We start from the raw sequence: 26,903 nt of genomic DNA, 5'->3' as shown, positions 1-26,903 counted from the left end.
AACCGACGGATCATCATGGGCAGGACTTCCTCTTCCGAGAAGTTCGCCCGGAGGGGCGACCTGGTGTACGCCAGTTCGACTCCGAAAGAAGGTGAAGAGTTGTACACCTGGCCCACAGGAAAAATTCATCTTCCGTTGGTGAATGCCTGGTCGCTGCTCCGCGCCATCGGCGGACGGCAACGGCATGCGGATCTCGTCGGGGAGGAAAACTTGAAGTGCCTCCGTGGAGAGACGAAGACCCCGAGCTCCCTTGAACGTCAGCACCGCCCTGGCCACCCCCCTCCCCCGCATCCTGCGTCGCCTTGTCGAAGTCCTCGATCGGGTAGGCATGGTCCGCGACCAGTGGACGCGCTCGGCGCGAACGACGGTGACGACGTCGCGCCGCCGCTGTTCCACAAGGGGCGGTTCCTTTAGCTCAGTGGGCCGCCGCTGGCTCAGTGGGCCGCCGCGGGAAGCGCGGGTGTGCCCGCCACGGGGCGCCGTCGGATCACCAGCGACATCAGGGCCGCCGCCGCGCACAGCGCGCCCGACGCGTACCAGACCATGTCGTACGAGCCGAACACGTCCCGCGCCACACCACCGAGGAAGGCGACGAGGGCGGCGCCGATCTGGTGGGAAGCGAGGACCCAGCCGAAGACGATGGCGCTGTCCTCCCCGTACTGCTCGCGGCACAGGGCGAGGGTGGGCGGGACCGTGGCGACCCAGTCGAGGCCGTAGAAGACGATGAAGAAGATCATCGGAGGGTGGACGGACGGGGCGAGGAGCATGGGGAGGAACAGGAGCGAGACGCCGCGCAGGGCGTAGTAGACGGCGAGCAGCCGACGCGGTTCGAAGCGGTCGGTGAACCAGCCGGAGGCGACCGTTCCGACCACGTCGAAGACCCCGATCACCGCGAGCAGCGAGGCCGCCGCCGTGATGGGCATCCCGTGGTCGTGGGCCGCGGGCACGAAGTGCGTCTGGACCAGGCCGTTCGTCGAGGCGCCGCAGATCGCGAAGGTGCCGGCCAGCAGCCAGAACGGGCCGGTGCGGACGGCGGAGAGCAGGACCGTCACCGCGCGCCGGGCGGCGCCCTGTACGGGCGCGGGCTTCGGTACGAACTCCGCCGACCCGTACGGCTTCACGCCCACGTCCGCCGGGTGGTCCCGCAGCAGCAGCCATACGAAGGGGACGACCGCGAGCGCCGCTAGGGCCACCGTCACCGCGGCCGGGCGCCAGCCGTGCTCCGTGACGATCCAGGACAGGAGCGGCAGGAAGATCAGCTGACCCGACGCCGAGGCCGCCGTCAGGATGCCCGTGACCAGGCCCTTGCGTGCCGTGAACCAGCGATTGGTGACCGTCGCCGCGAAGGCCAGCGCCATCGAACCGGATCCCAGGCCGACCAGCAGGCCCCAGCAGAGCAGCAGCTGCCAGGCCGCCGTCATCCACACGGTCAGGCCGGAACCGAGCGCGATCACCATCAGGGCGACCGCCACCACGCGCCGGATACCGAAGCGGTCCATCAGCGCCGCCGCGAACGGCGCCGTCAGCCCGTACAGCGCGAGGTTGAGGGACACCGCCGCGCCGATCGTGCCGCGCGACCAGTGGAACTCGTGGTAAAACTTTGGGGCACACAGCACGGTGAGCAGGAACAAGGGGGGCAGGACAGGTGGACGTCACCATCTACGTACGACTCAGCCTCGATCAGCACGGCGACGAGTTGGGCGTTCAGCGGCAGGAGGACGAGTGTCGGGCGTTCGCCGCAGCCCGTGGCTGGACCGTACGAGAGGTAATCGCGGACAACGACGTCAGCGCCACCTCGGGCAAGGTGCGACCGGGGTTCGAGCGGCTGTTGGCGTCCAAGCCGGACGCGATCCTCTGTTGGCACACTGACCGGCTCGTACGCAAGACGGAAGACCTGCTGCGAGTGATCGCACTCGGGATCAACGTCCATGCCATCCACGCCGGACACCTTGACCTCGCGACTCCGGCCGGTCGAGCCACGGCCAAGACGGTTACGGCGTGGGCGGAGTACGAAGGCGAGCAGAAGGCGCTACGGCAGAAGGCGTCGAATCTTCAGGCGGCGAAGAACGGCAAGCCGCACAAGGCGGGCTTGCGAACCTTCGGATACGCCGACGACTACGTGACCGTGGTCGAGGACGAGGCGGAAGCGATCCGCAAGGGCGCCGAGATGGTTCTTCAGGGCGAGACCCTGGCGGCTGTCGCCCGCTACTGGACCGGCCTCGGCCTGCTCGCTCCTCGCTCGTCGTCCGGCACTGCGAAGGGCGAAGCGAAGGGGTGGGGCGTAGGCGGGGTGAAGAAGGTCCTCATCTCCCCTCGGTACATCGCTCAGTCCACCTACCGGGGCGAGGTGATGGGCGAGGGCCGGTGGCCCGCGATCCTGGACGAGGCGACGCACTACGCCGTCGTGTCGGCACTGACGAATCCCAAGCGGTTCACGGGTGGCGCACGTACCGGCTCGGCCCCTCAGACCCTGCTCGCCGGACTGGCCACGTGCGGGCGTTGCGGGGAGACCGTGCGAGGCGGCATGTACCGAGGGACACCGGTCTACCGCTGCGGACAGAAGCACGTGCGCGTGCCCCGAGAGCTGGCCGACACGCGAGCTGGTAACGCTGTCCTGGCGCGGATCGTCTTCCCCGACTTCCTGCCTTGGGTCCTCGGCGCTCGACAGGAGCAGGGAGACGACTCGGCTCACCTTCACCAGGAAGCGCAGACCCTGCGGGAGCGGCTCGACGGGTTGGCTCTGGCCTACGCTTCGGGATCGATCACCCTGTCGCAGATGACGGCCGGTACCGAGGCGATCCGGGCCAGGCTGAACACGATCGACGAAAAGCTGTCCGGTGTTACCGGCCTCCCCCCGATCGATCCCGTGTCTGGCATCGCTGGCCTGATTCAGGACTGGCCGAACGCTCCACTCCCCGTACGTCGAGCGTGGGTCAAGTTCGTCACCACGATCACGATGCACTCGAACGGCTTCAAGAAGGCGGCGAAGATGACCGTGGACGACTACATGTCCGTGGACTGGAACCACACCGCCGACGACGACCCCGACGCGTAGCCTGCCTCGCTCGACTGGCCCCGCTCTCACGCGAGAGCGGGGCTTCGTCATGTCTGGCCAGCGAGGCGGGGGCTCGGCCGGCACAGTTGACGACCGAGCAAGCGGCCATGTAAGAAGATCCTCCCGCTCCTTCGAGGAGCGGACACCGTAGCTCCCGTCGTGTGACGCCGGTAGAGCTGGCCACTCCGTGAAGGGGCCGCCATCCCAAGGGGCTGGCAGGGGAAGCCGAGGGCACCCCGAAGCGCAGGACGGTACTGCGCGACTTCCACTCACCTGCCGAGGTACAGCCACGCGCTGCCCTCGGCCGCCGCCGGGAGGTCGTCCCCTTGACCAGCACTATCAGCTTCGGCCCTGGCCGCCCGTGGGGCGGTGTATCTCAGCGCGAGTACCAGCGCATGGCCCAAGACCTCCGACACCAGCTTGCCTACCGCATCCACTTCGCGGCCCTCGGTTGGGCCGACCGCCACGGACACGCAAGCTTCGGCCCCGGCAAGCTCGCCGCGCTGCTCGGCAAGGAGGGCAAGCCCCTGTCCGACCAGAGCACGAACAACGCCCTGGCCCGCGCCAAGGAACTGGAGCTTGTCTCGCCCCGATCGGGGGCCGCTTGCCTTGTCCTCCCCTCTCACGTCTTCCAGAAGAGGAAGGGCGCACCCGTGCCGTGCCGCTTGCACCTCGATCGGTGACTACATCTCTCGCGTGTAGCCAGCGCACGCCGCGCGTGTACCGAGACGGCATCTCACCTGCGGAAACGTTCGCGTCTTCTCTTGTCTTTTTGGCCTCACAGCGCGGCCCCGAAGGAGCCGTCAGAAAGAAGCCACGTACGTACTTACGTCACCGGCAAGGAGAAGTGGGGCGCGCAGCGCCCCCAGTCGCAAGGGCAGCGGCGAAGAGAACCAAGCAGCAGGCGCGGCCTCCGGCCGCACAACCGGATGACACTTCGCACGAGCGGCCCGGAGGGGCCGACATCAGGAAGACCAGGGAGTTGGTCAAGTGGGGGCGCTGCCGCGCCCCACTCCCAAGGCCCAAGGCAAGGCGCTCGGGCAAGGGGCCGCTACGCGGCCACAACGGGAGGCAGCAGACGGCAAGCCCCGAAAAGGCTTCACTCTTGTGCAGTCCCTGAGCGCCGGCCAAGCCGGGCGCAGCCCTCCTACCTGCATCTTCTTTGCCGTAGCCTCGCTCCGCCGCTGCCCTGACGGGGTCTGGAACCGTGGCAGGATTTGAGCTGCCAAGACGTGGCGGTCGGGCAAGGCCCCCTTCGGGGGTCATACCCCCACCCCTTGGGCCTTCGCATCCCACCGCCGTCGCCCTGCGATGCGGGCCATGATCAAGATGTCTTGGGCGCTGATAGGCGAGCACGCAGACGAGTGGACCGGGGCGGACACCCAAGAGGGTGCGGCGGTACTGGAAGCCCGGGTCAGGACAGCAGTCGGGACCAGCGGCATGACAGCCGAGACGGCGCAGTACTGGCACACCACGTTCCTCGCCCCCGTGGTCGAGGCTGTACGCACCGAGGGACAGGCGGCCGTCTCGCGCGGCGAGGCATGGAGCAAGGCGGTCGTGTCCCGTCTCGAAGGATCTGGTCCGGAGCCATGGTGCTGACCTGCGACGACCAGATCAATTGAGACGCCCGGCTGAGGCAAATCTCAGACGATCAGGTCCGCGAACGGACTTCACGGACACGGCGAACAGGTGTCCGCCGCATCTGACCTGCTCGTCTCAGGCGATCTGGTCCGCCACGAACGAATCGGACCAGATCCCTTGAGACGCGGACCAGATCGACGGAGACGGGACAGGTCGGTCCGATGCTCGTGTCTGTCTCACTCACCGGGGCCGTCTCGTAAACCTTCGTTTTCGGGACAGACGGACCAGGCTCGGGGCGTGTCCGTTTCGCCCACGCTCGGCTGTCTCGTAACCCGTCCCGAAAAACCGCCCTCATCGCTGACTTTCGGGACACGTTTGTGAGACGGTCTCGTCATGACCACGAACACCCCGGCCGCACAGGTCGAACGCCACGCCTGCCCGAAGTGCGAAGCCCCCGCCGGTAGCCCCTGCCGCACGACCACGGGCAAGGTGGCAGCGAACTACCACACGGGCCGCTTCGCCCTGGTGCCCGCGCTCAAGGCAGAACTGACCGTGAAGACTCCGGCCGACCGCAACCCCGGCAAGGCATGGACGGCAGGCGTTCCCGTTCCGCAGGTACCCGACGCGATACCGGGCGCAGCGATCCGACTGGGCTACGCCCGTTGCTCAACCGTTGGACAGGAACTCCAGTCCCAGTTGGACATGCTTGCCCGTGCCGACTGCACCCGAGTCTTCTCGGAGAAGATCAGCACCCGTGTGAAGGAGCGGCCGGAACTGGAGAAGGCGCTCACTCTGGCACGGGAGATCAAGGCAGCCGCGCCGAATCAGCCGGTCATCCTGACCGTGGTCGAAATGAAGCGGCTTGCCCGCAGTGCGGCAGAGCTGATGACTCTGTCTTCCACCCTTCAGGCGGACGGCATCCAACTGGAACTCCTGTCCGGTCCCCTTCAGGGTGTGTACGACCCGAACGGGGCGGGTGCCATCGTGTTCGCCGTGCTCGCCGTGAGTGCAGAGGTGGAGCGGGAGGGCATCCGGGAGAAGACGTTGGAAGGGTTGGAGGCTGCGGCCCGCAAGGGCAACGTCGGTGGGCGGCCGTCCGTCTTGGATGACGACAAGCTCGCCGTAGCCCGTGCCCGGCACGCCAAGGGAGACAGCGTCACAGCCATCGCCAAGGCTCTGGGAATCGGCCGCGCCACGTTGTACCGCCACCTGGGAGAGAGCGCCTGAGGCAGGCGCACAGGGACACAGGCAGGCCCCCGGCATCACGTCGGGGGCCGCTGTCATGCGCGGGCCTGTCAGGCGCTGACCTCTGAGTGAAGGGGAACCGGCGGCCGAACGCCCGTGAGTGACTCCGCCCGAGCGAGAAGGTGCGGGGCTAGGTCCGGGTACCAGCCACGGGCTACCGCTTGCAGCATCTCCGCCAGGGCCGCAAGCTCCCCAACTCGGCCGGCTGGGGTGTCCAGGACCGAAGCGAACTCCAGCCGGATGCGGTCCGCCACATCGGGAACGAGCAGGCTGTTCGCGTGAAGAAGACCCACGTCGTAGCCGTAGGGCACCAGGCCCCACCGCTCCCAGTCCAGCAGGGTCAGGGGCATGGTCGTGAGGTTGCCCCAGTGCAGGTCACCATGACCGGTCACCCGCTCCACCTTGGCCGGGGCAGGGATGCCGAGGAACTGGGGGAAGGCGCGTTCGATCCACCCGTCCCGGACGGTGACCTTTACTCCCTCCGCCTCAGCGAGCAGGGCCAGGGCTCGGCGCAGGTCGGCCCACCACTCGTCAGGCAAGCCGGGGTCGCGGTCCAGGTCGGCCCGCTCCGGGGACACGACGGGGTGCGTCACGTAGTCGAGGACTTCGGCCTCGAAGGCCCACTCCCCGTCAGTCCAGTCGTGCACCTCGTACAGGCTCGGGCGCGGGACCGCGTCAGGCACCAGCAGGGAGGCACCCACGATGCCCTCCCCCTGCTTCCTGCCTTCGTTCCTCCTGGCCGTCCGGCCCACCCGTAGCCACCGCTCCCCCGCCTGCCGACCGAGGGTCACCCCTTGGAACCCCCAGGCCAGCGGACCCGTACACGTGAGACCCAGAGCCTTCGCCGCCCTGTCGTGGGCAGCCTCCATCAGCGTCTGTACGTCCTCACTCGGCGGCGAGTTCATCGGTCACCCTCCTCAGTTCCTCGGCCGTCAGGGGCGCAGCCAGAGCCTTCGCCGCATCGTCCCAGTGTTCGCGGGTGCTCGCGGAAGTCAGGACGACATCGAGGCCGGGGCACGATCCGGCAGCCAGCAGGGCAGCGGCTGCGGCCGACAGGCCGGGACGGATGAAGTTCACCAGTTCAGGTGTCATGGCATCCAGCAGTTCGCCGCCGTGCAGAGGGGCGGAGCCGAACGTGATCAGCCCCGCGTCCTTCGCCTGCACCAGCGGTCCGCCGCCGTCGAGTGCCTGCCTGATCAGGTCATCCATGATCAGACTGACGGGCATCTGCAACCCTGTGAAGTGGTGCTCGGCGGAACCCGCCGCCTGTCGGGCGAGCCCAAGCAACTCGGGAACCGTGAACGCTTCGGAGGTCAGGCCCGTCCAGGTGGCGACGCCGTACCCGCCGATCCTGCCCGCATGGACGAACTCCTCCAACGCCGTGAAGGCTTCCCGCACACGCCAGTGCAGAGCGGCACGGTCAAGGCCGTGCCCGTGGTGCTCAGGGTTGTGCACGAACACCAGGTCGGCGCGGCCGAGTGCGCCCAACGAACGCTCCGTCTGCCAGCGAACGAAGCCCGGTTCAAGGCTGTGCCTACCGGCCGCCTCCTCCCGAGTAAGCGCGCCCTCAGCCAGCGCCGTGCGCCCCTGCTCCTCCGTGAAGAACCCTGTCTTCGTGGCCACCCGAACGGTGGGGTACTCGCCGAGAACCGGGCGCAGCGCCTCGTGTGCTCCACCGTGGGCGTAGTTGGGTGCTGTGTCCACCCAGGGGCTACCGGCAGCCAGGGCGGTGCGTGCCGCCTGACTGACGGCACGCACGCGGTATGTCCCCAGGGAGAGGGCGGCGGTCACAGCGCGGTCCCCACGACCGCGACGGCATGGCCCTCGATGAGGGCGGAGACCAGCTCGGCCACGTCCTTGATCTCCAGTCCGGCGGAGTCGGCCATCTCGCCGAGCGTGGTCGGCTGACCGGTCAGCAGCGTACCGAGGACGGGCGTGGCCGACTCGGCGAAGTCCCAGGCGGTACCGGCCGCCGAGAACGTGACCGTGCTGTGGGCGGGGTTCGCCGTCAGGCGGCCCCGAGGGGCGGTCAGCTTGACCGTGATCTCCGGACGTGCGGGCAGCCCGTCCACGTAGGGCAGAGAGGGAATCGCATGCCCCAGGTCGGTCGTGTCGATGGACTCCGCCCACCGCTCCACCAACCGGGGATCGGCCAGTTCGTTCAGCACCTCACCGCGTAGCGCGGCGATGAAGTCGGAGTGCTCACTCAGTGAGGCAAACCGGGGGATGTCCCTGCGCAGAGCGAGGGACGACCGGAGCTGATCCACGACCCAGAGCATGAGGTCCGCACCCGTGTGCGGGACCATGCCGAACGTCAGGTGAAGCGACTCCGTCCCCTGGTCAGCCGTGACCGCGTGCCACCAACCGCGTGGCAGGTAGAGCACGTCACCGGGGGCGAGAACGATGTCCGCCACGGGGTCGCCCTCGGGCCTGTCTGGCGACTCCACGTCCCGGAAGGTCGGAGCCTCGCGTGTGGAGCCGTACAAGCGCCACCGCTTCGAGCCGTGCACCTGCACCACCACGACATCGTGGTCGTCCCAGTGCAGGCCGAAGCCTTCGCGATCAGTCCAGGAGGCGTACGCGTTGGCCTGCACGGACGTGCCGAGGAACCGTTCAAGACCTTCGGCAGCCGCACCCACCACCGGGTGGATCTTCTCGACCGCATCGAGGACCAGCGACGCCCCGTCCTTGAGCTGGGCGTGGAAGTCGGCCGGCTGGATGCGAGACCAGGTGACCGCGCGGCGGTTCGTGGTTGGGATCGCGTAGCGGTGAAGGGGAACCATCTCGCCATCCATCGACAGGCGCAGCCGGGGTGGCTCCAGTCGTTGCGTGGCGATAATCCGGTTCAGGTCGTCCCAGGAGAACAGGCCCGCCGTGTCGGCGGTGCCGGGGAAGTGCGCGTAGGAGCGGTGGTACGTCTGGGCGAGGAACGTGTCCCCGCCCAGACGCCCCGCCCACGAGGCGGCATCAAGCATCGTGGGCAGCCCCGTCAGTCGTTGCCGTCAGAACGCCCGCTACTGACGTCCGACTCCTGCTCGGCACGCGTCCGCGCGGCCACGATCTTGCGCTTCGCGACGAGCAGGCCACCCCCCTCGGGGGCCACCGAACCGGTGTTCTCTTCCACCATCGGACTTACCTCTCTACTCGGAAACACCCGCCGGGAATCCGGCGGGAGGAACGGGAGGCAGCAGCCTTCGAGGCAGCTACCGCGTCGCAAGGGCTCCGGCGAGGAACACGGCCGAGCCGCCGAGGACCATGGCCAGGTAGAGCGGACCTGCGTACCGGCCGAAGCGGCGCAGCACCCAGTTCTGTAAGCCAGACCTCACGCCGTCCTCGGCTCGATGTCAGCCGGGCGGAGCGAAGTGGCGGACAGTGCGTTGTGGCCCGTGCATCGGGCACACCCGCAGGGCGGGTATCGGCCCGGATCGGACAGGATGACGAACGGGTCGCCCTCTCGGACGCTCGTGCTCTGCTGCCAGGTACGACCGGAATCACGGGACACGCGAAGCGTCATGAGAACGCGAGGGTCAGCTCCGAGGCCCCGGGCCTGAGAGGAACCGAGACCATCACGCGCCATGCCGTTCTGCGCTGCCATGTCCGCACCCTTCCGCAGGTTTCTTCCGTGTCCGCTTGCGACAACACCAAGGAAAGCGCGCGGAGTCTGAGCCCTCCACGGCATCAATGCGGCACTCTTGATGCACATCCGTGCACGGGAACGCCGTGGGTTCAGGTCACGGGAAGAGGGGCGTCATGGGGCTGGCGGGACGGCGCAAGACCCTGGGTTACAGTCAGGAGAAATTGGCCGAGTTACTTGGCGTGGACCGCACAACGGTCGGACGCTGGGAGAGCGGCAGGATCGAACCCCAGCCACCCCAACGACGGGGCTTGGCCAGTGCCCTCGAAGTCACTCTCATCGAGCTTGACGCCCTCCTGCCGCAGCCACGAGCCGCCAGCCAGGAGGCCACAGGGCAGCAGTCCAGTGACCACCCAGGCGCGGGAGACCCCGACGAAATGATCCGCCGCGAATTCCTCCGCATCCTCACTGTCAGTGGAGCCCTCGCAGCCCTGCCGCTGGATGAGGCCGAAGCCCTCACAGACGGGGTGCGCAGAGGCGCACCATCCGACTTCCTGCGGATGAACGGCCACCTGTGGCAGGTCTACCAACTGGCCCGCTCCAAGGGCTCTGTCTACCCCGTCGTCCGCGACCAGCTCGCCACGCTGAACGAAGCCCTGGCAGCGGACACCCGAGGCAACTCCAGGCCACTCCTGAACGCGGCAGCCGACCTCTTCCAGTTGGCTGGAGAAGTTGCCTTCGATGCCAACCGCTACACCGACGCGGCAGCCTCGTACTCCCTGGCGGCGTCCGTGAGTAAGGACGCCGGAGCCTACGACCTCTGGGCGTGCGCCCTCGTACGGCACGCCTACGTGGACATGTCCGAGCAGCGCTACCGTCAGGCGGCGCAGGTCCTTGTAGCGGCGGAAAGACTGGCGCAGCGAGGGGACAGCATCCTCGCCACCCGTCAGTGGGTCGCTGCGGTCCAAGCCGAGGCGTACGCCGGCCTGGGCGACCTGACCGAATGTGAGCGCGCATTGGGCAAGGCCGAGGAAGTAAGGGACCTGACCACGGGCAGCACCAACGGTGGCTGGTTGCGCTTCGATGGCACGCGGCTGGCCGAAGAACGGGGAGCGCGCTACGTACAGCTTGGCCGCCTCGACCTGGCGGAGGAGGCCTTGCAGAAGGCCCTGGCCCAGACCGCCCTTGCCTCCGGGCAGTCGTACCGGCGCAGGGGTGCTGTACTGACCGATCTTGCTGTCGTCGGTGCGAAGCGGCGTGATCCGGAACAAGTCATGACGTACGCACGGGAGGCCGTCCAGTTGGCCCAAGCATCATCATCCGGGTACATCGCCCGTAGACTCCAAGCCCTGTGCGATGAGTTGGGCCCCCTGAGCAAGGACCACCGCGTAGCGGAGCTGGGGGCGGAGATCGCCACGCTGAGCACGCCGTGACGAGAGGGGTTGGCATGTCGCAGATCGAAGGCGCACGAGTGTTCCGGGAAGCCTGGATCGAAGGAGTGCACCAGCACTTCCCAGGCGAGCCGAAGCCCGGCTACGTGACCCCGTGGGACGACACCCCCCAGTGGGAGCGCGAGGCCGCAGGCTCTGTCTACGAGCAGGTCCGCCAGTTCATCGAGATCAGCAGTGGCCACGCTGCCCGGTTGTCCCGAGAGCAGAAGGGCCGGTTCGTCGCCACCTGCTGGACCGCTCAGATGTTCAAGCACTTCGAGGACCCGAAGCCCGGCTACGTCGCCGACTGGCCCGACCTTCCGAAGTGGCAGCAGGAGACCGACGCCGACATCTTCGAGGCAATCGAGAAGGTGCTCAGCCACCGCTGATGAAGGCGGAGCCCCTCGGTCTCAGTCAGTTGCCCGGGGCCGAGGGACAGGCGGGCGAGTCGCAGCACCTCGGCGTGCCCACACAAGGCTCGTGCACGCATCCACCATCCAAGTGATGGTTCCCCCAAGCATCACCACGCGAAATCCTGGTGCAGCGGGTCGATCAGCAGACCCGGCAGCGAACGGAAGGCCGCCGCACCGATGATCGTCACGAAGGTGACGGCCGCGACGAACCAGGCGCGGTGGATGCGGACGCGGGGCGCATTAGAGCCGGTGCGGCCGGTCGCGTCGGTGGGGTGGGGGTCCTCTGCGGCTGCGGCGCCCCCCGGGGAGGCGGCTTCGGTTGTCTGGGTCACGACATAGAGCTTCGGGTCTGCGTCCGTCGCGAACGAGTGGCCCGAAGGACAGTATTCATTAGGATCGGGCCATGACCTCTCACGGTACGCACGCTCTCCACCGCGTCGTCGTCCTCGCCCTCGACGGGCTGCTGCCGTTCGAGCTCGGCATCCCGCAGCGCATCTTCGGCAAGGCACGCGACGCGGACGGGCGCCCGCTGTACAAGGTCGTCACCTGCTCGGTCCGGCCGCCCGGGCCGGTCGAGACGGACGCCGACTTCGCCGTCCTCGTCGCGAACGGACCGGAAATCCTCGCCACCGCCGACACCGTCGTCATCCCCGCCTCCTACGAACTCGGCCCCGTCCACGAGGAAGGCGTCCTCACCCCAGAACTGGTGGCCGCCCTCGCCCACATCCGCCCCGGCACCCGCCTCGTCTCCATCTGCACCGGCGGCTACGTCCTCGCCGCCGCCGGATACCTCGACGGCCGGCCGGCCACCACCCACTGGATGCACGCCGAGCACTTCCAGCGGCTCTTCCCGAAGATCAAGGTCGACGCCGAAGTGCTCTTCGTCGACGACGGCGACATCCTCACCTCCGCCGGTGTCGCCGCCGGAATCGACCTGTGCCTCCATCTCGTACGCCGTGACCACGGCACCGCCGTCGCCAACGACGTGGCCCGCCGCACCGTCGTACCCCCGCACCGCGACGGCGGGCAGGCGCAGTACATCCAGCGGCCGGTGCCGGAGCCGCAGGCAGCCACCACGACCGCCGCCCGCGCCTGGGCCCTGGCCCGCCTCGACGAGCCGATCCAGCTGCGCGACATGGCCGAACAGGAAGCCATGTCCGTACGCACCTTCACGCGCCGCTTCCGCGAGGAGGTCGGCGTCAGCCCCGGGCAGTGGCTCACCCAACAGCGCGTCGAACGGGCCCGGCACCTGCTGGAGACCAGCGACCTGTCCGTCGACCAGGTCGCGCGGGACGCCGGCTTCGGCACAGCCCAGTCGATGCGGCAGCACCTACAGGCGGTGCTCGGGGTCACCCCCACCGGGTATCGCCGAACCTTCCGGGCTCTCGGGGCCGTGCGTTGAGCGCGGGACGGGGACGGGGGCGCTCCCCCCTAAAACGTCAGCACCGCCCGCGCCACCCTCCCCCCCTCCGCGTCCTGCGCCGCCTTGTCGAAGTCCTCCACCGGGTAGGTCCGGGTGACCAGTTCGTCCAGGAGGAGGCGGCCTTCTCGGTAGAGGTCGGCGTACAGGGCGATGTCGCGCTGGGGGCGGGAGGACCCGTATCGGCAGCCCAGGATGGACTTGTCGAGGTACATGGACGAGACGAGGAAGGACGCCTCGGCCGTCGCCGGGGGTACGCCGAGGAGGACCGCCTGGCCGTGGCGGTCCAGCAGGTCGATGGCCTGGCGGATGAGTTCGACGCGACCGACGCACTCGAAGGCGTGGTCCGCGCCCGTGGGAAGGATGTCCTTCACGTCCTCCGTCGACGTCAGGAAGTGCGTCGCGCCGAACCGCCGGGCCACGGCCTCCTTCGCCGGGTTGGCGTCGACCGCGACGATCTTCAAGGCGCCCGCGATCCGCGCGCCCTGGAGAACGTTGAGCCCGATTCCGCCGGTGCCGATGACGAGGACGGTGTCCCCCCGGTCGACCCTCGCGCGGTTCAGGACCGCGCCCACTCCCGTCAGTACGCCGCATCCGATCAGCGCGGCGGACGGGAGGGGGATGTCCTTGGGGATGCGGACGGCCTGGACGGCCTTCACGACCGTCCGTTCCGCGAACGCGGAGTTGGACGCGAACTGGTACAGCGGCCGCCCGCCCCGCGCGAACGGCTGCCGCGGCATCCCGATCGCCTTGCGGCACATCGTGGGCCGCCCCCGGTCGCACTCCGCGCACGCCCCGCAGTTGGCGAGCGTGGAGAGCGCGACGTGGTCGCCGGGCCGGACATGGCCGACGCCCACGCCCACCGCCTCGACGACCCCCGCGCCCTCATGTCCCAGGACCACGGGGACGGGGAAGGGGATCGTCCCGTCCACGACCGACAGGTCGCTGTGGCAGAGTCCGGCCGCGGAGATCGCGACCCGCACCTCGCCGGGTCCCGGATCCCGTATCTCCAGGTCGTCCACGACCTCGGTCCGCTTGCCGTCGAAGATCACGCCTCGCATCGCGACTCCCTCAGCCCTTGGGTTCCCTCGGCAGGCCGAGCACGCGCTCGGCGATGATCGTGCGCTGGATCTCGTCCGAGCCGCCGTAGATGGTGTCGGCCCGGCTGAACAGGAACAGGTGCTGGAAGGGGTCGAGTTCGTACGGGGCCGCGGCCGACCAGTCCGCGGGGCCGGTCGCGGCCTGCGCGCCCCGTACCCGTACCGCCAGTTCACCGAGCCGCTGGTGCCAGCGGCCCCACAGCAGCTTGGCGACGCTGGGCGCGCCCGCGTCGCCCGAACCGCCCAGTGTCCGCAGCGCGTTCCAGCGCATCGTGCGCAGCTCCGCCCACTGGCGTACGAGGCGGTCGCGGACCACCGGGTCGGCCGCCGCGCCCGTGGCGACGGCCGTCTCGATCACTCGCCCCAACTCCTCGGCGAACCCGATCTGTTGAGCCAGGGTCGAGACCCCTCGTTCGAAACCGAGGAGGCTCATGGCGACCCGCCAGCCGTTGCCCGCTCCGCCGACCACGTGCTCGGCGCGCGCCACCGCCCCGTCGAAGAAGACCTCGTTGAACTCGCTGGTGCCGGTGAGCTGGCGGATCGGGCGGACCTCGACGCGGCCCGGCTGGTCCATCGGGACGAGAAGGAAGGACAGGCCGTGGTGGCGGGTCGACCCCGGTTCCGTACGGGCGAGGACGAAGCACCAGTCCGCCTCGTGGGCGAGCGAGGTCCAGATCTTCTGGCCCGTGATGCGGTACGTGTCGCCGTCCGGTGCCGCGACCGTACGTATCCCCGCCAGGTCCGAGCCCGCGCCCGGCTCGCTGTACCCCTGGCACCAGAGTTCCTCGCCACGGGCGACCGGGGGCAGGAAGCGGGCTTTCTGTTCCGGGGTCCCGTGGGCGATGAGGGTGGGGGCGAGGAGCTTCTCACCGATGTGGCCGGAGCGGGCCGGGGCCTTGGAGCGGGCGTACTCCTCGGCCCAGACGACCTGTTGGGTCAGGCTCGCCCGCCGGTTGCCGTAGCCGTCCTCCGCCCAGCCGAGGCCGATCCAGCCGCCCCGGCCCAGTTCCCGCTCCCAGTCCTGCCGGACGACCGGCTCCCCGACCGGATGGGCCGTCAGCCAGTCCCGCGCCGCGCGCCGGAAGGCCTCGTCCTCGGCGTCGAATCCGAACTCCATGTGTCCCCCTCGCCCACGGGCCCAACAGAACAACGGCACGCCACGCTTTCAGCCGCACCTCACGCGTTCGGCCGCGCCTTGCGCGCCGCCGCCCGCGCCATCGCCTCCACCTGCTCCAGCAGCGGCATGGGATCCACACCCACGGTCCCCGGCAGGAAGTCCGCTATCCGCTCCGGAGTCCAGGGGCCGCCGTCCGCGTACCCGGCGCGCAGCTCCCGCGGCTGTGCCCAGACCGCGATCTTCGGGCCGGCGATCGTGTAGACCTGCCCGGTGATGCGTTCCTCGCGGGCGCGGTCGGAGAGGAGGTAGACCACCAGCGCGGCCACGTCCTCCGGTTCGCCGATCTCCTTCAGCTCCATGGGGACATTGGCCGACATACGGGTACGGGCGACCGGTGCCACCGCGTTGGCCGTCACCCCGTACTTGTGCAGGCCCAGTGCCGCGCTGCGGACCAGCGAGATGATCCCGCCCTTCGCCGCGCTGTAGTTGGCCTGCGCGACCGAGCCCTGGTGGTTGCCGCTGGTGAAGCCGATCAGGGTACCCGTGCCCTGTTTGCGCATCACGGCCGAGGCGGCCCGGAAGACCGTGAACGTGCCCTTCAGGTGGGTGGCGACGACGGGGTCCCACTCCTCCTCGGACATGTTGAAGAGCATCCGTTCACGCAGGATGCCGGCCACGCACACCACTCCGTCGATGCGCCCGTACGAGGTCAGCGCCGCGTCGACGACCCGCCGGCCGCCCGCCATCGTGGAGATGTCGTCGGCCACCGCGACCGCTTCCCCACTCGCCGCCTCGACCTCCTTCACGACGGCGTCGGCGATCGAACTCGTCGGCTCGGCGCCCTCGATGGACACCCCGTAGTCATTGACGACGACCCGTGCGCCCTCGGCCGCCGCGGCGAGCGCGACAGCGCGGCCGATCCCGCGGCCCGCCCCCGTCACGGCGACGACCTTGCCTGCCAAGAAGTTCCCCATGTCCGGCCCCTTCCCGCAGTTTCTGACGATCCGTTAGATTCGGTCTCCTCGGATTCTACGACCCGTCAGATACCCGGAGACAAGCCCCGCGGAGGACTCATGTCACTTCCGGTCGAGTTCCACGACATCGCCAAGCGCGTGAAAAACTGGGGGCGTTGGGGCGCCGACGACGAGATCGGGACCCTGAACCTGATCACCGACGAGGTGGTGCGAGAGGCCGCCGCCTGCGTCCGCACGGGGCGGCGCGTTCCGCTCGCGCTCCCCCTCCAGCAGGACGGGGTGCAGACCGGGATGATCCCCGGGCGGGTCAATCCGCTGCACGTCATGGTGCAGATCAACCAGGAGATCTTCGGTCCGGGCACGGTCGCGTGCAGCGACGACGCCGTGACCCTGGGACTCCAGGCGGCGACCCACTGGGACGCGCTCACCCATGTCTCACACTCCGGGAAGCTCTACAACGGCCGCCCGGCCGGCACGATCACCCCGCACGGCGGCGCCGAGTTCAGCGGCATCGACAAGCCCCGGCACATCGTCTCGCGGGGTGTCCTGCTCGACATCCCGCGCGCGCGGGGCGTCGACCGCCTCGACGGCGGGCACGCCGTGACCCCCGAAGACCTCGACGCGGCGGAGGAGTTGGCGGGCACACGGGTGCGATCCGGCGACATCGTGCTCGTACGGACCGGGCAGATCCAGGCCTATCTGGCGGGCGACAAGCACGCGTACGGGTATCCGTCGCCCGGGCTGTCGATCCGTACGCCCGAGTGGTTCCACGCGCGCGATGTCGCGGCCGTCGCGAACGACACCCTCACCTTTGAGGTCTTTCCTCCCGAGATCGACGACCTGTGGCTGCCCGTGCACGCGCTCGACCTGGTCGAGATGGGGATGCTGCAGGGCCAGAACTGGAACCTCGAAGAGTTGTCCACAGCCTGTGGACAAGAAAATCGCTACGCCTTCCTGCTGTCCGCGATGCCGGAACCGTTCGTGGGCGGCACGGGGACCCCCGTGGCGCCGGTCGCCATCCTCTGAGGTGAGCCCCTGAAGTCCCCCGGAGTCCCCCCGAGCCCCCGGGGGAAAGGGTCGGCTGGCGGCGCGCCGCTGCGCGCCCCGAGCACGGCATCGCGCGCCGCCATCCGGTTCCGGCGTACCCGCCCTGCTCCCTCTGCCCCTGTAGGAGCCGACGCCGAATCACGACCCGCACTCGCCGAGGGCTCCCGTCACCGAAACCCTCGTCGTCCCCTCGCGGCGAATCGCTGAACACAAGCGTGATCAAACGGACACGTCACGTCAACACCCGTTCGGGGAATTATCACTTACGCACCCTTTGCGAAGGCGCGCACGGAAGCACACCCCGGCGCACTCGGCCCCGGCCGGGGCCGCGGAAACGGAACGCGTGCACAGATGCACGAACCGTGCCCCCGCACCAACGGCACGGAAGCGTGCGCGGGCGCGAACTGAACCCGCCCGCACGCCTCGCACGCGAACTGGAACGCCCGTACGCCTCACCCGCGAACCGGAACGCCCGTACGGTGCCCCGCGCGAACCGGACCGCCCACACGGCGTCGTACGCGGACTAGACCGCCTCGTACGCCTCGTACGCGAAGCCCTCATAAGAAGAAGTCGCATACGCGACCCCCGCCCTGGCGCCCTGCGTACAGCGGTCGACCTCGCACCAGATGCTCTTGCCGGCACCCTCGGGGTTCCATCCCCAGCGGTCCGCCAGACCGTCGACCAACTCCAGGCCGCGGCCGTTGGTCTCGTCGCCCTCGGCATGCCGGGGCACCGGGGGTCGGGCGCTGGAGTCGGCCACCTCCAGGCGGACGGTGCCGATGGACCCATCGAGGACGCCCGGCAGGGACAGCCGCAGCACGGCCGGACAGCCGGTGTGCACCACGGCGTTGGTCACGAGTTCGGAGACGAGCAGGATCAGCGTCTCGGCGAGCGGTTCATCGACACCTATCCCGGACCCCGCAAGCCGCGAACGGGCCCACCTCCGGGCTCGCCCCACCTCCGCGGGGTCGGGCCGGATCTCCAGCTGCACTTGAAGCACCTGCACCGCTCACACCATCCGAACCGGCGGACACATCGCCTCGCGCCTCACGAGGGCCACGATCGTGGCCATGACCTGCATGACCAGAACCATGATCACGGAACGTGATTCCCTTGAGAGACAGCATGGTTGACGTACAGTCACCCCAACAAGCGCTTCGGGCATATTCCAGCGCGAAGGAGTACGCGTGCGGCATACTGTGCGACGCTCGCCTTGGGGAGTCGAACAGGCAGTCGCGGGGGCCCGCACCGCCTTGCGAGCGGCGAGCATCGCCGGATCCGGCGCGGCCTCAGGGGCAACACCGGGATGGCTCGATCTCAGAACCACTCGCATCCCACACAAGGTACCGGAGCTCGCCGCCGACTCCAGGCCGTGACAAGTCACGCGTAGGACACAACCCGATATCAACGCTCCGTAATTCCGGTATGCCACGATCCGCGACATTCATGGCGGCCCGTACCGGACCGTGCCTGCACAGAGCCCTATCGACCCACTCCGGCCACCAGATCGGCCGCCAACAATTCCTCACTCTCCGTAGCGATCCCGGCACGTTGGGTCCGCGCCCAAGACCGCTTCAGATACAGATGGACGTCGGACTCCCAGGTGAAGCCCATGCCGCCGTGCACCTGGAGGCAGTCACGGGCGCCACGCACGGCGGCCTCGTCGGCGAGCAGACGGGCGGCCGCGATGTCCACGGGGTCGGCCGTGACGGCGGCGGCGTAGACCGCGGCGCGCGCCAGTTCCACCCGCACCAGCATCTGCGCACACAGGTGCTTGACCGCCTGGAAGGCCCCGATCGGCTGCCCGAACTGCTCGCGGGTCCGGGCGTGTTGCACCGCCGTCTCGCAGGTTCGCGCGGCGCCGCCGAGTTGTTCGGCCGCCGTGAGTAGCGAAGTCAGGTAAGCAGTCGGGAGTGCGCCGGTGGAACCCGTGGGGCGCACGCCGGTGAGACCGGACCCTTCGGGTACGGGTACCCGGTGCAGCGGTGTCAGTGGATCCACCGACCTCAGCGGCTCGGCGCCGGTGGCGTCCCCGCGTACGACGTCCGCCTCCGTCAGCCACTCCACCAGGCCGCCGCCGTCGACGGCCGTCACCACGGTCTCCCCGGTGGCGGCCCCGTCCACCACGCCCGCCGCGAGATGCGTGGCGATCAGCGGGCCGGGCAGCAGGACCCGCCCCGCCTCCTCGAAGGCGAGCACCGTCTCCGGGAGGCCGAGTCCGACGCCGCCGTCCGCCTCGGGCAGTCGCAGCGCGAAGAACCCGGCCTCGCCGAGCTCACGCCACAGGGCCCGGTCGAGTCGCGGCCCCTCGTCCACGGCGGCGCGCAGCCGTTCACGGCCGAACCGCGCGGCGAGCAGCTCGCGCACGCCCGCCTTCAAGGCTCGTTGATCATCAGTGAGTTGGAAGTCCACCGGGAAGTACTCACCGCCCCTTCGGCAGGCCCAGGATCCGTTCGGCCACGATGTTGTGCTGGATCTGCGAGGTGCCGGCCGCGATGGTGTACGACAGGGAGCTGAGCCGGTCGAGGGTCCACTCCCGGCCCAGGTCCAGCGCCTCGGGGCCGAGAACCTCGGCGGCGGCGTCATACAGCTCCTGCCGCGCGTGTGAGTACCTCAGTTTGAAAACCGAACCGCCGACCCCCGGCACTCCCCCGTTGCTCTGCGCCTCGCTCACGTTCCACTGCGTGAGCCGCCACAGCGCGCGGAACTCGGCGTTGAGCCCGCCCAGCCGCCGTCGTAGCGCCGGATCGTCCCAGCGGCCGTTCTTCCGGGCCTCGCGCGCGACCTCCCCCAGCACCCGTCGGCAGGCCACGACCTCGCCCACGAAGGCGGTACCGCGCTCGTACGACAGGGTGACCATGGTCACGCGCCAGCCGTCGTTCTCGGCGCCGACCCGGTGGGAGACGGGCACCCGTACCTCGTCGAGAAAGACCTCCGCGAACTCGGTCGAGCCCGCAAGGGTGCGCAGCGGCCGGACGGTGATCCCGGGCGCCTCCATGGGCATCGCGAGCCACGAGATCCCGCGGTGTTTCGGGGCCGCCGGATCCGTCCGGACCAGCAGCTCGCACCAGTCGGCGACCTCCGCGTGGGAGGTCCAGATCTTGGACCCGCTCACTACGTAGTCGTCGCCGTCCCGCCACGCGCGTGTGCGCAGAGCCGCGAGGTCCGAGCCGGCGTCCGGTTCGCTGAACCCCTGGCACCAGACCTCCTCGCCGCGCAGCACGGGCGGCAGCCAGCGCGCCCGCTGTGCGGGGGTCCCTTCGGAGGCGATGGTCGGCCCGGCGTGCAGCAGTCCGACGAAATTGGCCCCTACGTAGGGGGCGCCCGCCTTTTCCGTCTCCTCCAGGTAGATGAGGTGCTGGGTCGGCGTGGCGCCCCGGCCCCCGGCGTCGACGGGCCAGTGCAGCCCCGCGTACCCGGCGTCGTACAGCATCCGCTGCCACCCGAGGTCGTACGCCCGTCGGCCCGGCCAGTCGTCCGGGGACGGTTTCGGGGGCAGCGACGGGAGCACCCCGGCGAGCCACTCCCGCAGCCGGGCACGGAACTCCTCCTCCTCGGGGGTGTACGTGAGATCCATGGGCCGTCTACTTGTCGAGGTCCAGATCGAGCATGCGGATCGCGTTCCCGCGCATCAGCTTGTGGATCGTCTCGTCGTCGAGGCCCTTCACATGGTCGAGGGCGACCTCCTTGGTGTGCGGGAAGGTCGAGTCGACGTGCGGGTAGTCGGTCTCGAAGGTGGCGTTGTCCCGTCCCACGACGTCCAGCGAGGCGACGCCGTGCTTGTCGCGGAAGAAGCAGCAGAAGATCTGCCGGTAGTAGTACGTCGAGGGCGGATCCGGGATGAGGTCCCGGACGCCGCCCCAGGCGCGGTGCTCCTCCCAGACGTCGTCGGCACGCTCCAGGGCGTACGGGATCCAGCCCATCTGCCCTTCGGAGTAGGCGAGTTTGAGGCGCGGGAACTTCACCAGCACCCCGCTGAAGAGGAAGTCCATCATCGAGGCCATGGCGTTGTTGAAGGACAGCGAGGCCTGTACGGCCGGGGGCGCGTCCGGGGACGCGGCGGGCATCTGCGACGAGGAACCGATGTGCATGTTCACGACCGTCCCCGTCTCCTGGCAGACCGCGAAGAACGGGTCCCAGTAGCCGGAGTGGATGGAGGGCAGGCCGAGGTGGGTGGGGATCTCGGAGAAGGTCACCGCCTTCACTCCGCGCGCGGCGTTGCGCCGGATCTCCGCGACCGCCAGCTCGATGTCCCACAGCGGGATGAGGCACAGCGGGATCAGCCGGCCGCCACTGTCGCCGCACCACTCCTCGACCATCCAGTCGTTGTACGCGCGCACGCAGGCCAGGGCGACCTCCTTGTCGTGCGCCTCGGCGAAGGTCTGCCCGCAGAAGCGGGGGAACGTCGGGAAGCAGAGGCTTCCCTCGACGTGGTTGAGGTCCATGTCCTTGAGCCGCTCGACGGGGTCCCAGCAGCCGCGCCGCATCTCCGCGCGCGTGATGCCCTCCAGGGTCATCTCGTCGCGGTCGAAGCCGACGGCGGCGATGTTGCGCTTGTACGGGAACTTGAGGTCCTCGTAGATCCACCAGTCGGTGGGCGGGCCGTCCGGGTCCATGGTGATCTGGTACTTGCCGCCGACGTAGGCGAGTTCGCCGATTCCGGCCGTGAGGGGCTTGGGTCCCCGGTCCTGGTACTTCTTCGGCAGCCAGGTCTCGAAGAGGTGCGCGGGCTCGATCACGTGGTCGTCGACGCTGATGATGCGGGGCAGTTCGGTCATGGTTCCCCTCCGCCTGGCGTACATATCTGATGGGTCGTCAGATACTTGCTTCCCCAGCAGGCTAGTCCCGCACCCCTGGACCGACAAGGCGCCGAGCCCTACGCTCTGCCACGATCTGACTGTCCGTCAGCTGTATCACGGTCACAGGGGGCCGCCGCCGTGAACGACACCGCCCACGCACTGAGCGCATGCCGCACCCTCTGGGAACTGGTCGCCCGCCGGGCCGACCTCACCCCCGACCGCCCGGTCCTTCTCCAGGAGGACCGCACCCTGAGCTTCGGCGAGTTGCGCGACCGCGCCGAGCGGGTGGCGGCGGGCCTGTACGACATGGGCGTACGCCCCGGCACGGTGGTCGCCTGGCAGCTGCCCACCCGTATCGAGACCGCCCTGCTGTCCTTCGCCCTGGCCCGCCTGGGCGCCGTGCAGTCCCCGGTCATCCCCTTCTACCGCGACCGCGAGGTCGGCTTCGCGCTCAGGGAGTCCAAGGCCGAGTACTTCGCCGTACCGGGCGAGTGGCGGGGCTTCGACCACACGGCGATGGCGCGGCGGCTCGGCGCGAAGGGCGTCTTCGAGGCGTACGACGTGCTGCCGGACGGCGATCCCGCCGCGCTGCCCGCGCCACCCGCCGAGGGCACCTCGGTCCGCTGGATCTACTGGACCTCGGGGACGACGTCCGACCCCAAGGGCGTCCTCCACACGGACCGTTCGCTGATCGCGGGCGGGTCGTGTCTCGCCCACGCGCTGCGCCTGTCGGCCGACGACGTGGGCTCGATGGCCTTCCCGTACGCGCACATCGCCGGGCCCGACTACACGGTGATGCTGCTGCTGTACGGCTTCCCCGCGGTGATGTTCGAGCACTTCGCACTGCCGGCGGCGCTGGCGGAGTACCGGCGGCACGGGGTGACGGTGGCGGGCGGTTCGACGGCGTTCTACTCGATGTTCCTCGCCGAGCAGCGCAAACGGCCGTCCGAGCCGGTCATCCCCACGCTGCGGCTGCTGGCGGGCGGCGGCGCGCCGAAGCCGCCCGAGGTCTACCACTCCGTCGTACGGGAGATGGGCGTGCAGCTCACCCACGGGTACGGGATGACCGAGGTCCCGATGATCACGATGGGGGCGCCGGACGACACGGCCGAGAACCTCGCGACGACGGAGGGCCGGCCGCCGGAGAGCATGGAGATACGGATCGTGGACGGCGAGGTACGGCTGCGCGGGGAGGCCGTCTGCCAGGGCTATCTGGACCCGGCGCAGACCGCCGAGGCCTTCGACGAGGACGGGTACCTGATCACCGGCGACGTAGGTCATCTGACAAAGAGCGGGCATCTCGTCCTCACCGGGCGCCTGAAGGACGTCATCATCCGCAAGGGCGAGAACATCTCCGCGAAGGAGATCGAGGACCTGCTGCACCGGCACCCCGCCGTCGGCGACGTCGCGGTGATCGGCCTCCCGGACGCCGAACGCGGCGAGCGGGTCTGCGCGGTGGTCGAACAGCCCCCGGGCGCCGCCGAACTGACGCTCCCCGTCGTGATCTCGTACCTGCGCGAGGAGGGACTCTCCGTCCACAAACTCCCCGAGCAGCTGGAGGTGGTGGACGCCCTCCCCCGCAACGAAACGCTCCGAAAGGTACTGAAGTACAAGCTCAGGGAGCGGTTTTCGGGGGAGGGGTGAGGGTGGGGACCGGACGGCCAGGGGGAGTGCGGGTCCCGTAGGGGCTACTCCGGCACGGTGAAGTAGCGGGCGAACGAGGTGACGACCTCCGTTTCGCCGATCCGGCCGTCGGCGTCCGTGTCGAGCGCCGCGGCCGCCACGGCGGCGACGCCGTCCGGCACGCCCAGGGCCTTGAGTACGCGAACGGCCTCCTCGACCGTTGCCGTTCCGTCCCCGTCGGTGTCCGCGACGGCGAGGGCCGCGTGCAGGAAGGGACGGGCGATCTCCCCGAAGCGGTCGGGGCTGTCACGCAGCCGCTTCACGGCGCCGTTCACGAACTCCGCCCGGGTGATGCGCTGATCGCCGTCACGATCCGCTATCCCCGCCATGCCCTGCCAGAACGCCTCCGCGCCGACGTACAGGGCCTGGCCCTTGTCCGACCGCGCCGTCGTATCGAACTCGGCGAGAACCGACTTCGCCGCGGCGTTGAAGTCCTCCCGGTCGATGTAGCCGTTGCCGTCCTGGTCGAAGCCTGCGAAGCGGGCGGCAATCCTGCGCTCGTACTCGGTGCTGACCATGGTCTTCTCGGACCGCCTTACAACTCAGCCGGACTCTCAGCCGGACTGCGGTTTTCATCTGGCACGGAGCGTACGACGCCCAGGCCACCGGGGGTGGGGGAAAACGACGGTTGTGCCAAGACCGAGGGAATTCCCGGACAACTGTGTGGCGCGGGCTCACGCCGACAGCGGGCTCGATTCCTCGTCGACGGCCGAGCCGACGTCCGGATAGACATCGAAGAGGCGGCGCACGCCGAGGGCCCCGAGAACGCGGTTGACGTGGGAGACGTCGGACGCGCCCCGGGCCGGCAGGATCAGCCGCAGACGCCCCTGGCAGGAGCGGACCAGGCGGCGGGTCGCGATGAGGACCCCGACACCGCTGGAGTCGCAGAAGAGAACCTCGGAGAGGTCGAGGACCAGACTGCGGCGGCCCTCCGCCACCGCCTCGTGCACCCGCCGGCGCAGCACCGGAGACGTCACGAGATCCATCTCGCCCGACACCCGGAGCACGGCCCACTCGCCCCATTCGTCGTCGGTCACCTTGAGCGTCACCGCAACGCCTCCCGCTCGCCTCGCCCGCCGAAAAACGGAAGCACCTCTTACGCTTCCTGTCAGCGCGGTTGCCCCACCGTCGTTCCATGAAACACCGGTACGGGATCGATGAAACGTCGGTCTACAGTCGAAAACGCTGGACGACCGAGCTGTTTCGGTCGTTCAGTGGTCACATACGGTCTAGTTCGATCGGATCCAAGGGGGGAAGTGATGGGCTTCTACCATCCGCACCCCGTCCAGGGGCGCACATTGACGTAAAGGGGCGTGCGCTGTCGGACGTGCCGACTACATTCGAGACAGCGATGCACACAGGCTGGACGGGGACGCCGGCCGGTACGGACAGGGACGCAGGGACAGGCGCCGGGCAGGAGCAGAGTGAGGGGGCCGCATGGCGAGGAAGGACGCACCGCCCCGCTGGGACCGCAAGATGCAGCAGCGGCTCGCACGCGGGGAGGCGGCCGCGCTCGGTGAGCTCTACGACCGGTTCGCCTCGCTCGTACACGGCCTCGCGCACCGCGTGCTCGGCGACGAGCGGGCCGCCGACGGCATCACGCGCGAGGTGTTCGCCCACGTCTGGCAGAGCCCCGAGTCGTACGACCCCAAGCAGGGGCCCCTGCGCTCCTGGATCGCCACGCTGACCCACCGGCTCGCCGTGCAGCGGCTGCGCACCACCGAGACCGCCGCGCTCGCCCTGGACGGCGGCGGCACCACCGAGGAGTTGGAACGCAAAGTGCGCAGCGCCTCCGTCGCCGCCCGCGCTGACTACATCGTCACGTCCATGCCGACCCCGTTGCGGGCCGCCCTGGAGCTGGCGTACTTCCAGCGCCGCGACTACCGCCAGGCCGCCGCCGACCTCGGCGTCACCGAGGACGAGGCCCGCCGCCGGCTCCGCCTCGGCCTGCAACTGCTGTCCACCGCCCACGACGCCGGGCCCTCCGGTGTGCCGCCCGAATACGGAGGTGCGCGGTGAGTGGCGGAGCGGACCGGTTCGAGACCTTCGACGAGCCTTTCGACGAACACGACAAACACGAGGAGCACGACAAGCACGAGGAGGACGACAAGCGCGAGGAGCACGACAAGCGCGAGGAGCACGAGGCCAAGGACGGTGGCGTGGACAGCGGGGGCGATGACGGTGGGTTCCCCGGTTCCGCCGGTACCTCCGGTTCGGGACAGCCGCCGCGTATCCCCACGCCGCGTTCCTCCGTCGAGGACACCGGACTTCCGCTGCCCGAACCCACGCCGCTCGCCCTGGAACACCGGGTGCTGAAGTCACTGCTCGGCGCGTGGGCGCTGGCCGCCTGCTCGGCTCCGGAGACGGAGGCGGTCGAGGAGCACCTCGGGGAGTGCGGCTCGTGCGCGGACGAGGCGCTGCGGCTGCGTGAGGCGGTCGGGCTGCTGCACCCGCAGGAGAGCCTCGACATCGACCCGGCGCTGCGCACCCGGGTCCTGGAGAGCTGCCTGGACCGGCGCCCTGCGCGTATTCCGGTGCCCGAGTGGGCGGCTCCCTACGACGCGGAGACCGCGCGGCTCGACGCGCTGTTGCAGGACATAGGAGACGCGGAGTGGCACGCGCCGGTGCGGTTGCGCTGGTTCGAGGGCGACGCACCCCTGAGCCGGCGTACGACCGTGGCCGGGGTCATCGCGCATCTGCTCTCCGTGGACGGGCTGGTGGGGGTCGCGCTGGGCCTGGAGGACCCGCTCGGCGGAGCGACGAGCGCGAAGACCGAGGCGCCGGGGGCGGCTCCGGGTGCCACGACCCCTTCGGAGCGCACCGAGGCTTACTGGCGTGCCTCGCACTTCCCGCCCACCCGGGCCGTGCGCGGGCCCTGGCGGGAGCAGAGCCACCATCTCGTCCGTACGGTGGCGTTCGCGGGCGGGGGCTCCGGGCGGCTCGCCGTGTCGTACGGCGGTTTCGAACTGCCGCTCAGCGACTCGATGCTGGACCGCGCCTTCGAGTGCTGGGTGCACGCGGGGGACATCGCGGACGCCGTGGACTATCCGTACGAGCCGCCCGCGCCGCGTCATCTGCACCGGATGATCGATCTGGCGGCGCGGATGCTGCCCGTGTCGCTCGCCGAGCGGCGGCGGGCGGGGCTGTCGGCTCCGGCGCCGCGCCGGCTCGTCGCGGCGGGGGCGCCCGGGCGCAGCCTGCGTCTGGAGATCGAGGGCTTCGGTGGTGGCGAGTGGCTGATCCCGCTCGACTCTCCGGCGAGCGTGGCCTCCGCCGAGCACGAGGTCGCGCATGTCGCGCTGGACGGGGTGGAGTTCTGTCGGCTGGCGGCGGGGCATGTGTCGCCGGAGGAAGCGGCGGCGGGGCAGGTGGGTGATCGCGAGGCCATCAGGGACGTGCTCTTCGCCGCCGCGTCGCTGAGTCGGATGTGAGCCGACCCGCTTTCCTCGCCCCCGCCGCCCCTAC

26 protein-coding genes and 1 pseudogene are annotated in these 26,903 nt (G+C 69.6%); 11 read left to right on the top strand and 16 right to left on the bottom strand.

From position 1 onward, the window contains the following. Nucleotides 1-434: 434 nt before the first annotated feature. Nucleotides 435-1,631, bottom strand: a complete 1,197-nt coding sequence (locus tag OG819_RS16245; RefSeq protein WP_266650037.1) for an MFS transporter — start codon at nt 1,629-1,631, stop codon at nt 435-437. 14 nt (nt 1,632-1,645) lie between these two features. On the opposite strand from OG819_RS16245, the gene OG819_RS16240 reads away from it, so the two are divergent. The 4 genes from OG819_RS16240 to OG819_RS16225 all read left to right on the top strand — a co-directional run bounded on the left by OG819_RS16240 (nt 1,646) and on the right by OG819_RS16225 (nt 5,863). After that, nucleotides 1,646-3,055 (top strand): recombinase family protein, encoded by a 1,410-nt coding sequence (locus OG819_RS16240; RefSeq protein WP_266650035.1) that lies wholly within the window; start codon nt 1,646-1,648, stop codon nt 3,053-3,055. A 326-nt stretch (nt 3,056-3,381) separates the two neighbouring features. Further along, the gene (locus OG819_RS16235; protein ID WP_266650033.1) at nt 3,382-3,738 is read left to right on the top strand and encodes a hypothetical protein; all 357 of its coding nucleotides are present in this window, start codon (nt 3,382-3,384) and stop codon (nt 3,736-3,738) included. 637 nt (nt 3,739-4,375) lie between these two features. Beyond that, nucleotides 4,376-4,654 carry a hypothetical protein gene (locus tag OG819_RS16230; RefSeq protein WP_266650031.1) on the top strand — a complete coding sequence of 93 codons (279 nt, stop codon included), beginning with the start codon at nt 4,376-4,378 and terminating at the stop codon, nt 4,652-4,654. Nucleotides 4,655-5,029: 375 nt separating this feature from the next. Continuing rightward, nucleotides 5,030-5,863, top strand: a complete 834-nt coding sequence (locus tag OG819_RS16225; protein ID WP_266650029.1) for a recombinase family protein — start codon at nt 5,030-5,032, stop codon at nt 5,861-5,863. 68 nt (nt 5,864-5,931) lie between these two features. Here the strand turns inward: OG819_RS16225 and OG819_RS16220 are convergent, their stop codons facing one another. The 5 genes from OG819_RS16220 to OG819_RS16200 all read right to left on the bottom strand — a co-directional run bounded on the left by OG819_RS16220 (nt 5,932) and on the right by OG819_RS16200 (nt 9,207). Further along, nucleotides 5,932-6,786 (bottom strand): hypothetical protein, encoded by an 855-nt coding sequence (locus OG819_RS16220; RefSeq protein WP_266650027.1) that lies wholly within the window; start codon nt 6,784-6,786, stop codon nt 5,932-5,934. Continuing rightward, nucleotides 6,767-7,672 carry an aldo/keto reductase gene (locus OG819_RS16215; RefSeq protein ID WP_266650025.1) on the bottom strand — a complete coding sequence of 302 codons (906 nt, stop codon included), beginning with the start codon at nt 7,670-7,672 and terminating at the stop codon, nt 6,767-6,769. Before OG819_RS16215 ends, OG819_RS16220 begins: the two co-directional genes overlap by 20 nt. Beyond that, nucleotides 7,669-8,856 carry a cupin domain-containing protein gene (locus OG819_RS16210; RefSeq protein WP_266650023.1) on the bottom strand — a complete coding sequence of 396 codons (1,188 nt, stop codon included), beginning with the start codon at nt 8,854-8,856 and terminating at the stop codon, nt 7,669-7,671. The genes OG819_RS16215 and OG819_RS16210 overlap by 4 nt, the downstream gene beginning before the upstream one ends. 14 nt (nt 8,857-8,870) lie before the next feature. Further along, nucleotides 8,871-9,008 (bottom strand): hypothetical protein, encoded by a 138-nt coding sequence (locus tag OG819_RS16205; RefSeq protein ID WP_169435287.1) that lies wholly within the window; start codon nt 9,006-9,008, stop codon nt 8,871-8,873. A gap of 76 nt (nt 9,009-9,084) precedes the next feature. After that, the gene (locus tag OG819_RS16200) at nt 9,085-9,207 is read right to left on the bottom strand and encodes a hypothetical protein (protein WP_266650020.1); all 123 of its coding nucleotides are present in this window, start codon (nt 9,205-9,207) and stop codon (nt 9,085-9,087) included. 424 nt (nt 9,208-9,631) lie between these two features. On the opposite strand from OG819_RS16200, the gene OG819_RS16195 reads away from it, so the two are divergent. After that, complete coding sequence (locus OG819_RS16195; protein WP_266650018.1) at nt 9,632-10,888, top strand: helix-turn-helix transcriptional regulator; 1,257 nt, start codon at nt 9,632-9,634, stop codon at nt 10,886-10,888. A gap of 14 nt (nt 10,889-10,902) precedes the next feature. Beyond that, nucleotides 10,903-11,274: a hypothetical protein gene (locus OG819_RS16190; protein ID WP_266650016.1), complete on the top strand. Its 372-nt coding sequence runs from the start codon at nt 10,903-10,905 to the stop codon at nt 11,272-11,274. A 134-nt stretch (nt 11,275-11,408) separates the two neighbouring features. Here OG819_RS16190 and OG819_RS16185 read toward each other — a convergent pair. Continuing rightward, nucleotides 11,409-11,630 (bottom strand): annotated as a pseudogene (locus OG819_RS16185) (MFS transporter); the annotation flags it as partial. A gap of 71 nt (nt 11,631-11,701) precedes the next feature. Between OG819_RS16185 and OG819_RS16180 the strand changes: the two are divergent. Beyond that, a complete protein-coding gene (locus OG819_RS16180) occupies nt 11,702-12,700 on the top strand; it encodes a GlxA family transcriptional regulator (protein ID WP_266625653.1) in 999 nt (332 codons plus the stop codon). 29 nt (nt 12,701-12,729) lie between these two features. Here the strand turns inward: OG819_RS16180 and OG819_RS16175 are convergent, their stop codons facing one another. Genes OG819_RS16175 through OG819_RS16165 form a run of 3 tightly spaced genes read right to left on the bottom strand, consistent with a single transcriptional unit; the run spans nt 12,730 to nt 15,909 of the window. Beyond that, complete coding sequence (locus tag OG819_RS16175) at nt 12,730-13,779, bottom strand: Zn-dependent alcohol dehydrogenase (RefSeq protein ID WP_266625655.1); 1,050 nt, start codon at nt 13,777-13,779, stop codon at nt 12,730-12,732. Nucleotides 13,780-13,789: 10 nt separating this feature from the next. Then, nucleotides 13,790-14,935 carry an acyl-CoA dehydrogenase family protein gene (locus OG819_RS16170; protein ID WP_266650014.1) on the bottom strand — a complete coding sequence of 382 codons (1,146 nt, stop codon included), beginning with the start codon at nt 14,933-14,935 and terminating at the stop codon, nt 13,790-13,792. A gap of 59 nt (nt 14,936-14,994) precedes the next feature. After that, nucleotides 14,995-15,909 carry an SDR family oxidoreductase gene (locus OG819_RS16165; protein WP_266650013.1) on the bottom strand — a complete coding sequence of 305 codons (915 nt, stop codon included), beginning with the start codon at nt 15,907-15,909 and terminating at the stop codon, nt 14,995-14,997. A gap of 99 nt (nt 15,910-16,008) precedes the next feature. On the opposite strand from OG819_RS16165, the gene OG819_RS16160 reads away from it, so the two are divergent. Further along, nucleotides 16,009-16,935, top strand: a complete 927-nt coding sequence (locus tag OG819_RS16160; protein WP_266650011.1) for a cyclase family protein — start codon at nt 16,009-16,011, stop codon at nt 16,933-16,935. Nucleotides 16,936-17,479: 544 nt separating this feature from the next. Here the strand turns inward: OG819_RS16160 and OG819_RS16155 are convergent. The 4 genes from OG819_RS16155 to OG819_RS16140 all read right to left on the bottom strand — a co-directional run bounded on the left by OG819_RS16155 (nt 17,480) and on the right by OG819_RS16140 (nt 21,734). Continuing rightward, nucleotides 17,480-17,962 (bottom strand): ATP-binding protein, encoded by a 483-nt coding sequence (locus OG819_RS16155; RefSeq protein ID WP_266625663.1) that lies wholly within the window; start codon nt 17,960-17,962, stop codon nt 17,480-17,482. Nucleotides 17,963-18,438: 476 nt separating this feature from the next. Beyond that, nucleotides 18,439-19,368, bottom strand: coding sequence for an acyl-CoA dehydrogenase family protein (locus tag OG819_RS16150; RefSeq protein WP_266625665.1), 930 nt, complete (start codon nt 19,366-19,368; stop codon nt 18,439-18,441). A gap of 10 nt (nt 19,369-19,378) precedes the next feature. Next, on the bottom strand, nt 19,379-20,533 hold the full coding sequence (locus tag OG819_RS16145; RefSeq protein ID WP_266625667.1) for an acyl-CoA dehydrogenase: 1,155 nt from the start codon (nt 20,531-20,533) through the stop codon (nt 19,379-19,381). Nucleotides 20,534-20,540: 7 nt separating this feature from the next. Next, nucleotides 20,541-21,734: an amidohydrolase family protein gene (locus OG819_RS16140; RefSeq protein WP_266433514.1), complete on the bottom strand. Its 1,194-nt coding sequence runs from the start codon at nt 21,732-21,734 to the stop codon at nt 20,541-20,543. A gap of 159 nt (nt 21,735-21,893) precedes the next feature. Between OG819_RS16140 and OG819_RS16135 the strand changes: the two genes are divergently transcribed. Further along, nucleotides 21,894-23,399 carry a class I adenylate-forming enzyme family protein gene (locus OG819_RS16135; protein WP_266625669.1) on the top strand — a complete coding sequence of 502 codons (1,506 nt, stop codon included), beginning with the start codon at nt 21,894-21,896 and terminating at the stop codon, nt 23,397-23,399. Between the two features lie 44 nt (nt 23,400-23,443). Here the strand turns inward: OG819_RS16135 and OG819_RS16130 are convergent, their stop codons facing one another. Further along, the gene (locus OG819_RS16130) at nt 23,444-23,956 is read right to left on the bottom strand and encodes an EF-hand domain-containing protein (RefSeq protein ID WP_266433510.1); all 513 of its coding nucleotides are present in this window, start codon (nt 23,954-23,956) and stop codon (nt 23,444-23,446) included. Between the two features lie 156 nt (nt 23,957-24,112). After that, a complete protein-coding gene (locus OG819_RS16125; protein WP_266650009.1) occupies nt 24,113-24,487 on the bottom strand; it encodes an STAS domain-containing protein in 375 nt (124 codons plus the stop codon). 388 nt (nt 24,488-24,875) lie between these two features. Between OG819_RS16125 and OG819_RS16120 the strand changes: the two genes are divergently transcribed. Continuing rightward, nucleotides 24,876-25,457 carry a sigma-70 family RNA polymerase sigma factor gene (locus tag OG819_RS16120; protein ID WP_266650007.1) on the top strand — a complete coding sequence of 194 codons (582 nt, stop codon included), beginning with the start codon at nt 24,876-24,878 and terminating at the stop codon, nt 25,455-25,457. Nucleotides 25,458-25,669: 212 nt separating this feature from the next. Further along, nucleotides 25,670-26,869 carry a zf-HC2 domain-containing protein gene (locus tag OG819_RS16115; protein ID WP_266634426.1) on the top strand — a complete coding sequence of 400 codons (1,200 nt, stop codon included), beginning with the start codon at nt 25,670-25,672 and terminating at the stop codon, nt 26,867-26,869. Nucleotides 26,870-26,903: the final 34 nt, after the last annotated feature.

The organism is Streptomyces sp. NBC_01549, assembly GCF_026339955.1.
Classification (GTDB): Bacteria; Actinomycetota; Actinomycetes; order Streptomycetales; family Streptomycetaceae; genus Streptomyces.
Note: the sequence above shows the minus strand (reverse complement) of the source record. Positions and strands in the feature narration are given on the sequence as shown.

What these genes read in the sequence shown, in the direction of transcription:
- OG819_RS16160 (WP_266650011.1), top strand. Translation starts at nt 16,009, where the DNA reads ATGTCACTTCCGGTCGAGTTCCACGACATCGCCAAGCGCGTGAAAAAC.
- OG819_RS16230 (WP_266650031.1), top strand. Translation starts at nt 4,376, where the DNA reads ATGATCAAGATGTCTTGGGCGCTGATAGGCGAGCACGCAGACGAGTGG.
- OG819_RS16195 (WP_266650018.1), top strand. Translation starts at nt 9,632, where the DNA reads ATGGGGCTGGCGGGACGGCGCAAGACCCTGGGTTACAGTCAGGAGAAA.
- OG819_RS16165 (WP_266650013.1), bottom strand. Translation starts at nt 15,909, where the DNA reads ATGGGGAACTTCTTGGCAGGCAAGGTCGTCGCCGTGACGGGGGCGGGC.
- OG819_RS16170 (WP_266650014.1), bottom strand. Translation starts at nt 14,935, where the DNA reads ATGGAGTTCGGATTCGACGCCGAGGACGAGGCCTTCCGGCGCGCGGCG.
- OG819_RS16130 (WP_266433510.1), bottom strand. Translation starts at nt 23,956, where the DNA reads ATGGTCAGCACCGAGTACGAGCGCAGGATTGCCGCCCGCTTCGCAGGC.
- OG819_RS16210 (WP_266650023.1), bottom strand. Translation starts at nt 8,856, where the DNA reads ATGCTTGATGCCGCCTCGTGGGCGGGGCGTCTGGGCGGGGACACGTTC.
- OG819_RS16145 (WP_266625667.1), bottom strand. Translation starts at nt 20,533, where the DNA reads ATGGATCTCACGTACACCCCCGAGGAGGAGGAGTTCCGTGCCCGGCTG.
- OG819_RS16205 (WP_169435287.1), bottom strand. Translation starts at nt 9,008, where the DNA reads ATGGTGGAAGAGAACACCGGTTCGGTGGCCCCCGAGGGGGGTGGCCTG.
- OG819_RS16175 (WP_266625655.1), bottom strand. Translation starts at nt 13,779, where the DNA reads ATGCGAGGCGTGATCTTCGACGGCAAGCGGACCGAGGTCGTGGACGAC.
- OG819_RS16190 (WP_266650016.1), top strand. Translation starts at nt 10,903, where the DNA reads ATGTCGCAGATCGAAGGCGCACGAGTGTTCCGGGAAGCCTGGATCGAA.
- OG819_RS16225 (WP_266650029.1), top strand. Translation starts at nt 5,030, where the DNA reads ATGACCACGAACACCCCGGCCGCACAGGTCGAACGCCACGCCTGCCCG.
- OG819_RS16220 (WP_266650027.1), bottom strand. Translation starts at nt 6,786, where the DNA reads ATGAACTCGCCGCCGAGTGAGGACGTACAGACGCTGATGGAGGCTGCC.
- OG819_RS16140 (WP_266433514.1), bottom strand. Translation starts at nt 21,734, where the DNA reads ATGACCGAACTGCCCCGCATCATCAGCGTCGACGACCACGTGATCGAG.
- OG819_RS16120 (WP_266650007.1), top strand. Translation starts at nt 24,876, where the DNA reads ATGGCGAGGAAGGACGCACCGCCCCGCTGGGACCGCAAGATGCAGCAG.
- OG819_RS16180 (WP_266625653.1), top strand. Translation starts at nt 11,702, where the DNA reads ATGACCTCTCACGGTACGCACGCTCTCCACCGCGTCGTCGTCCTCGCC.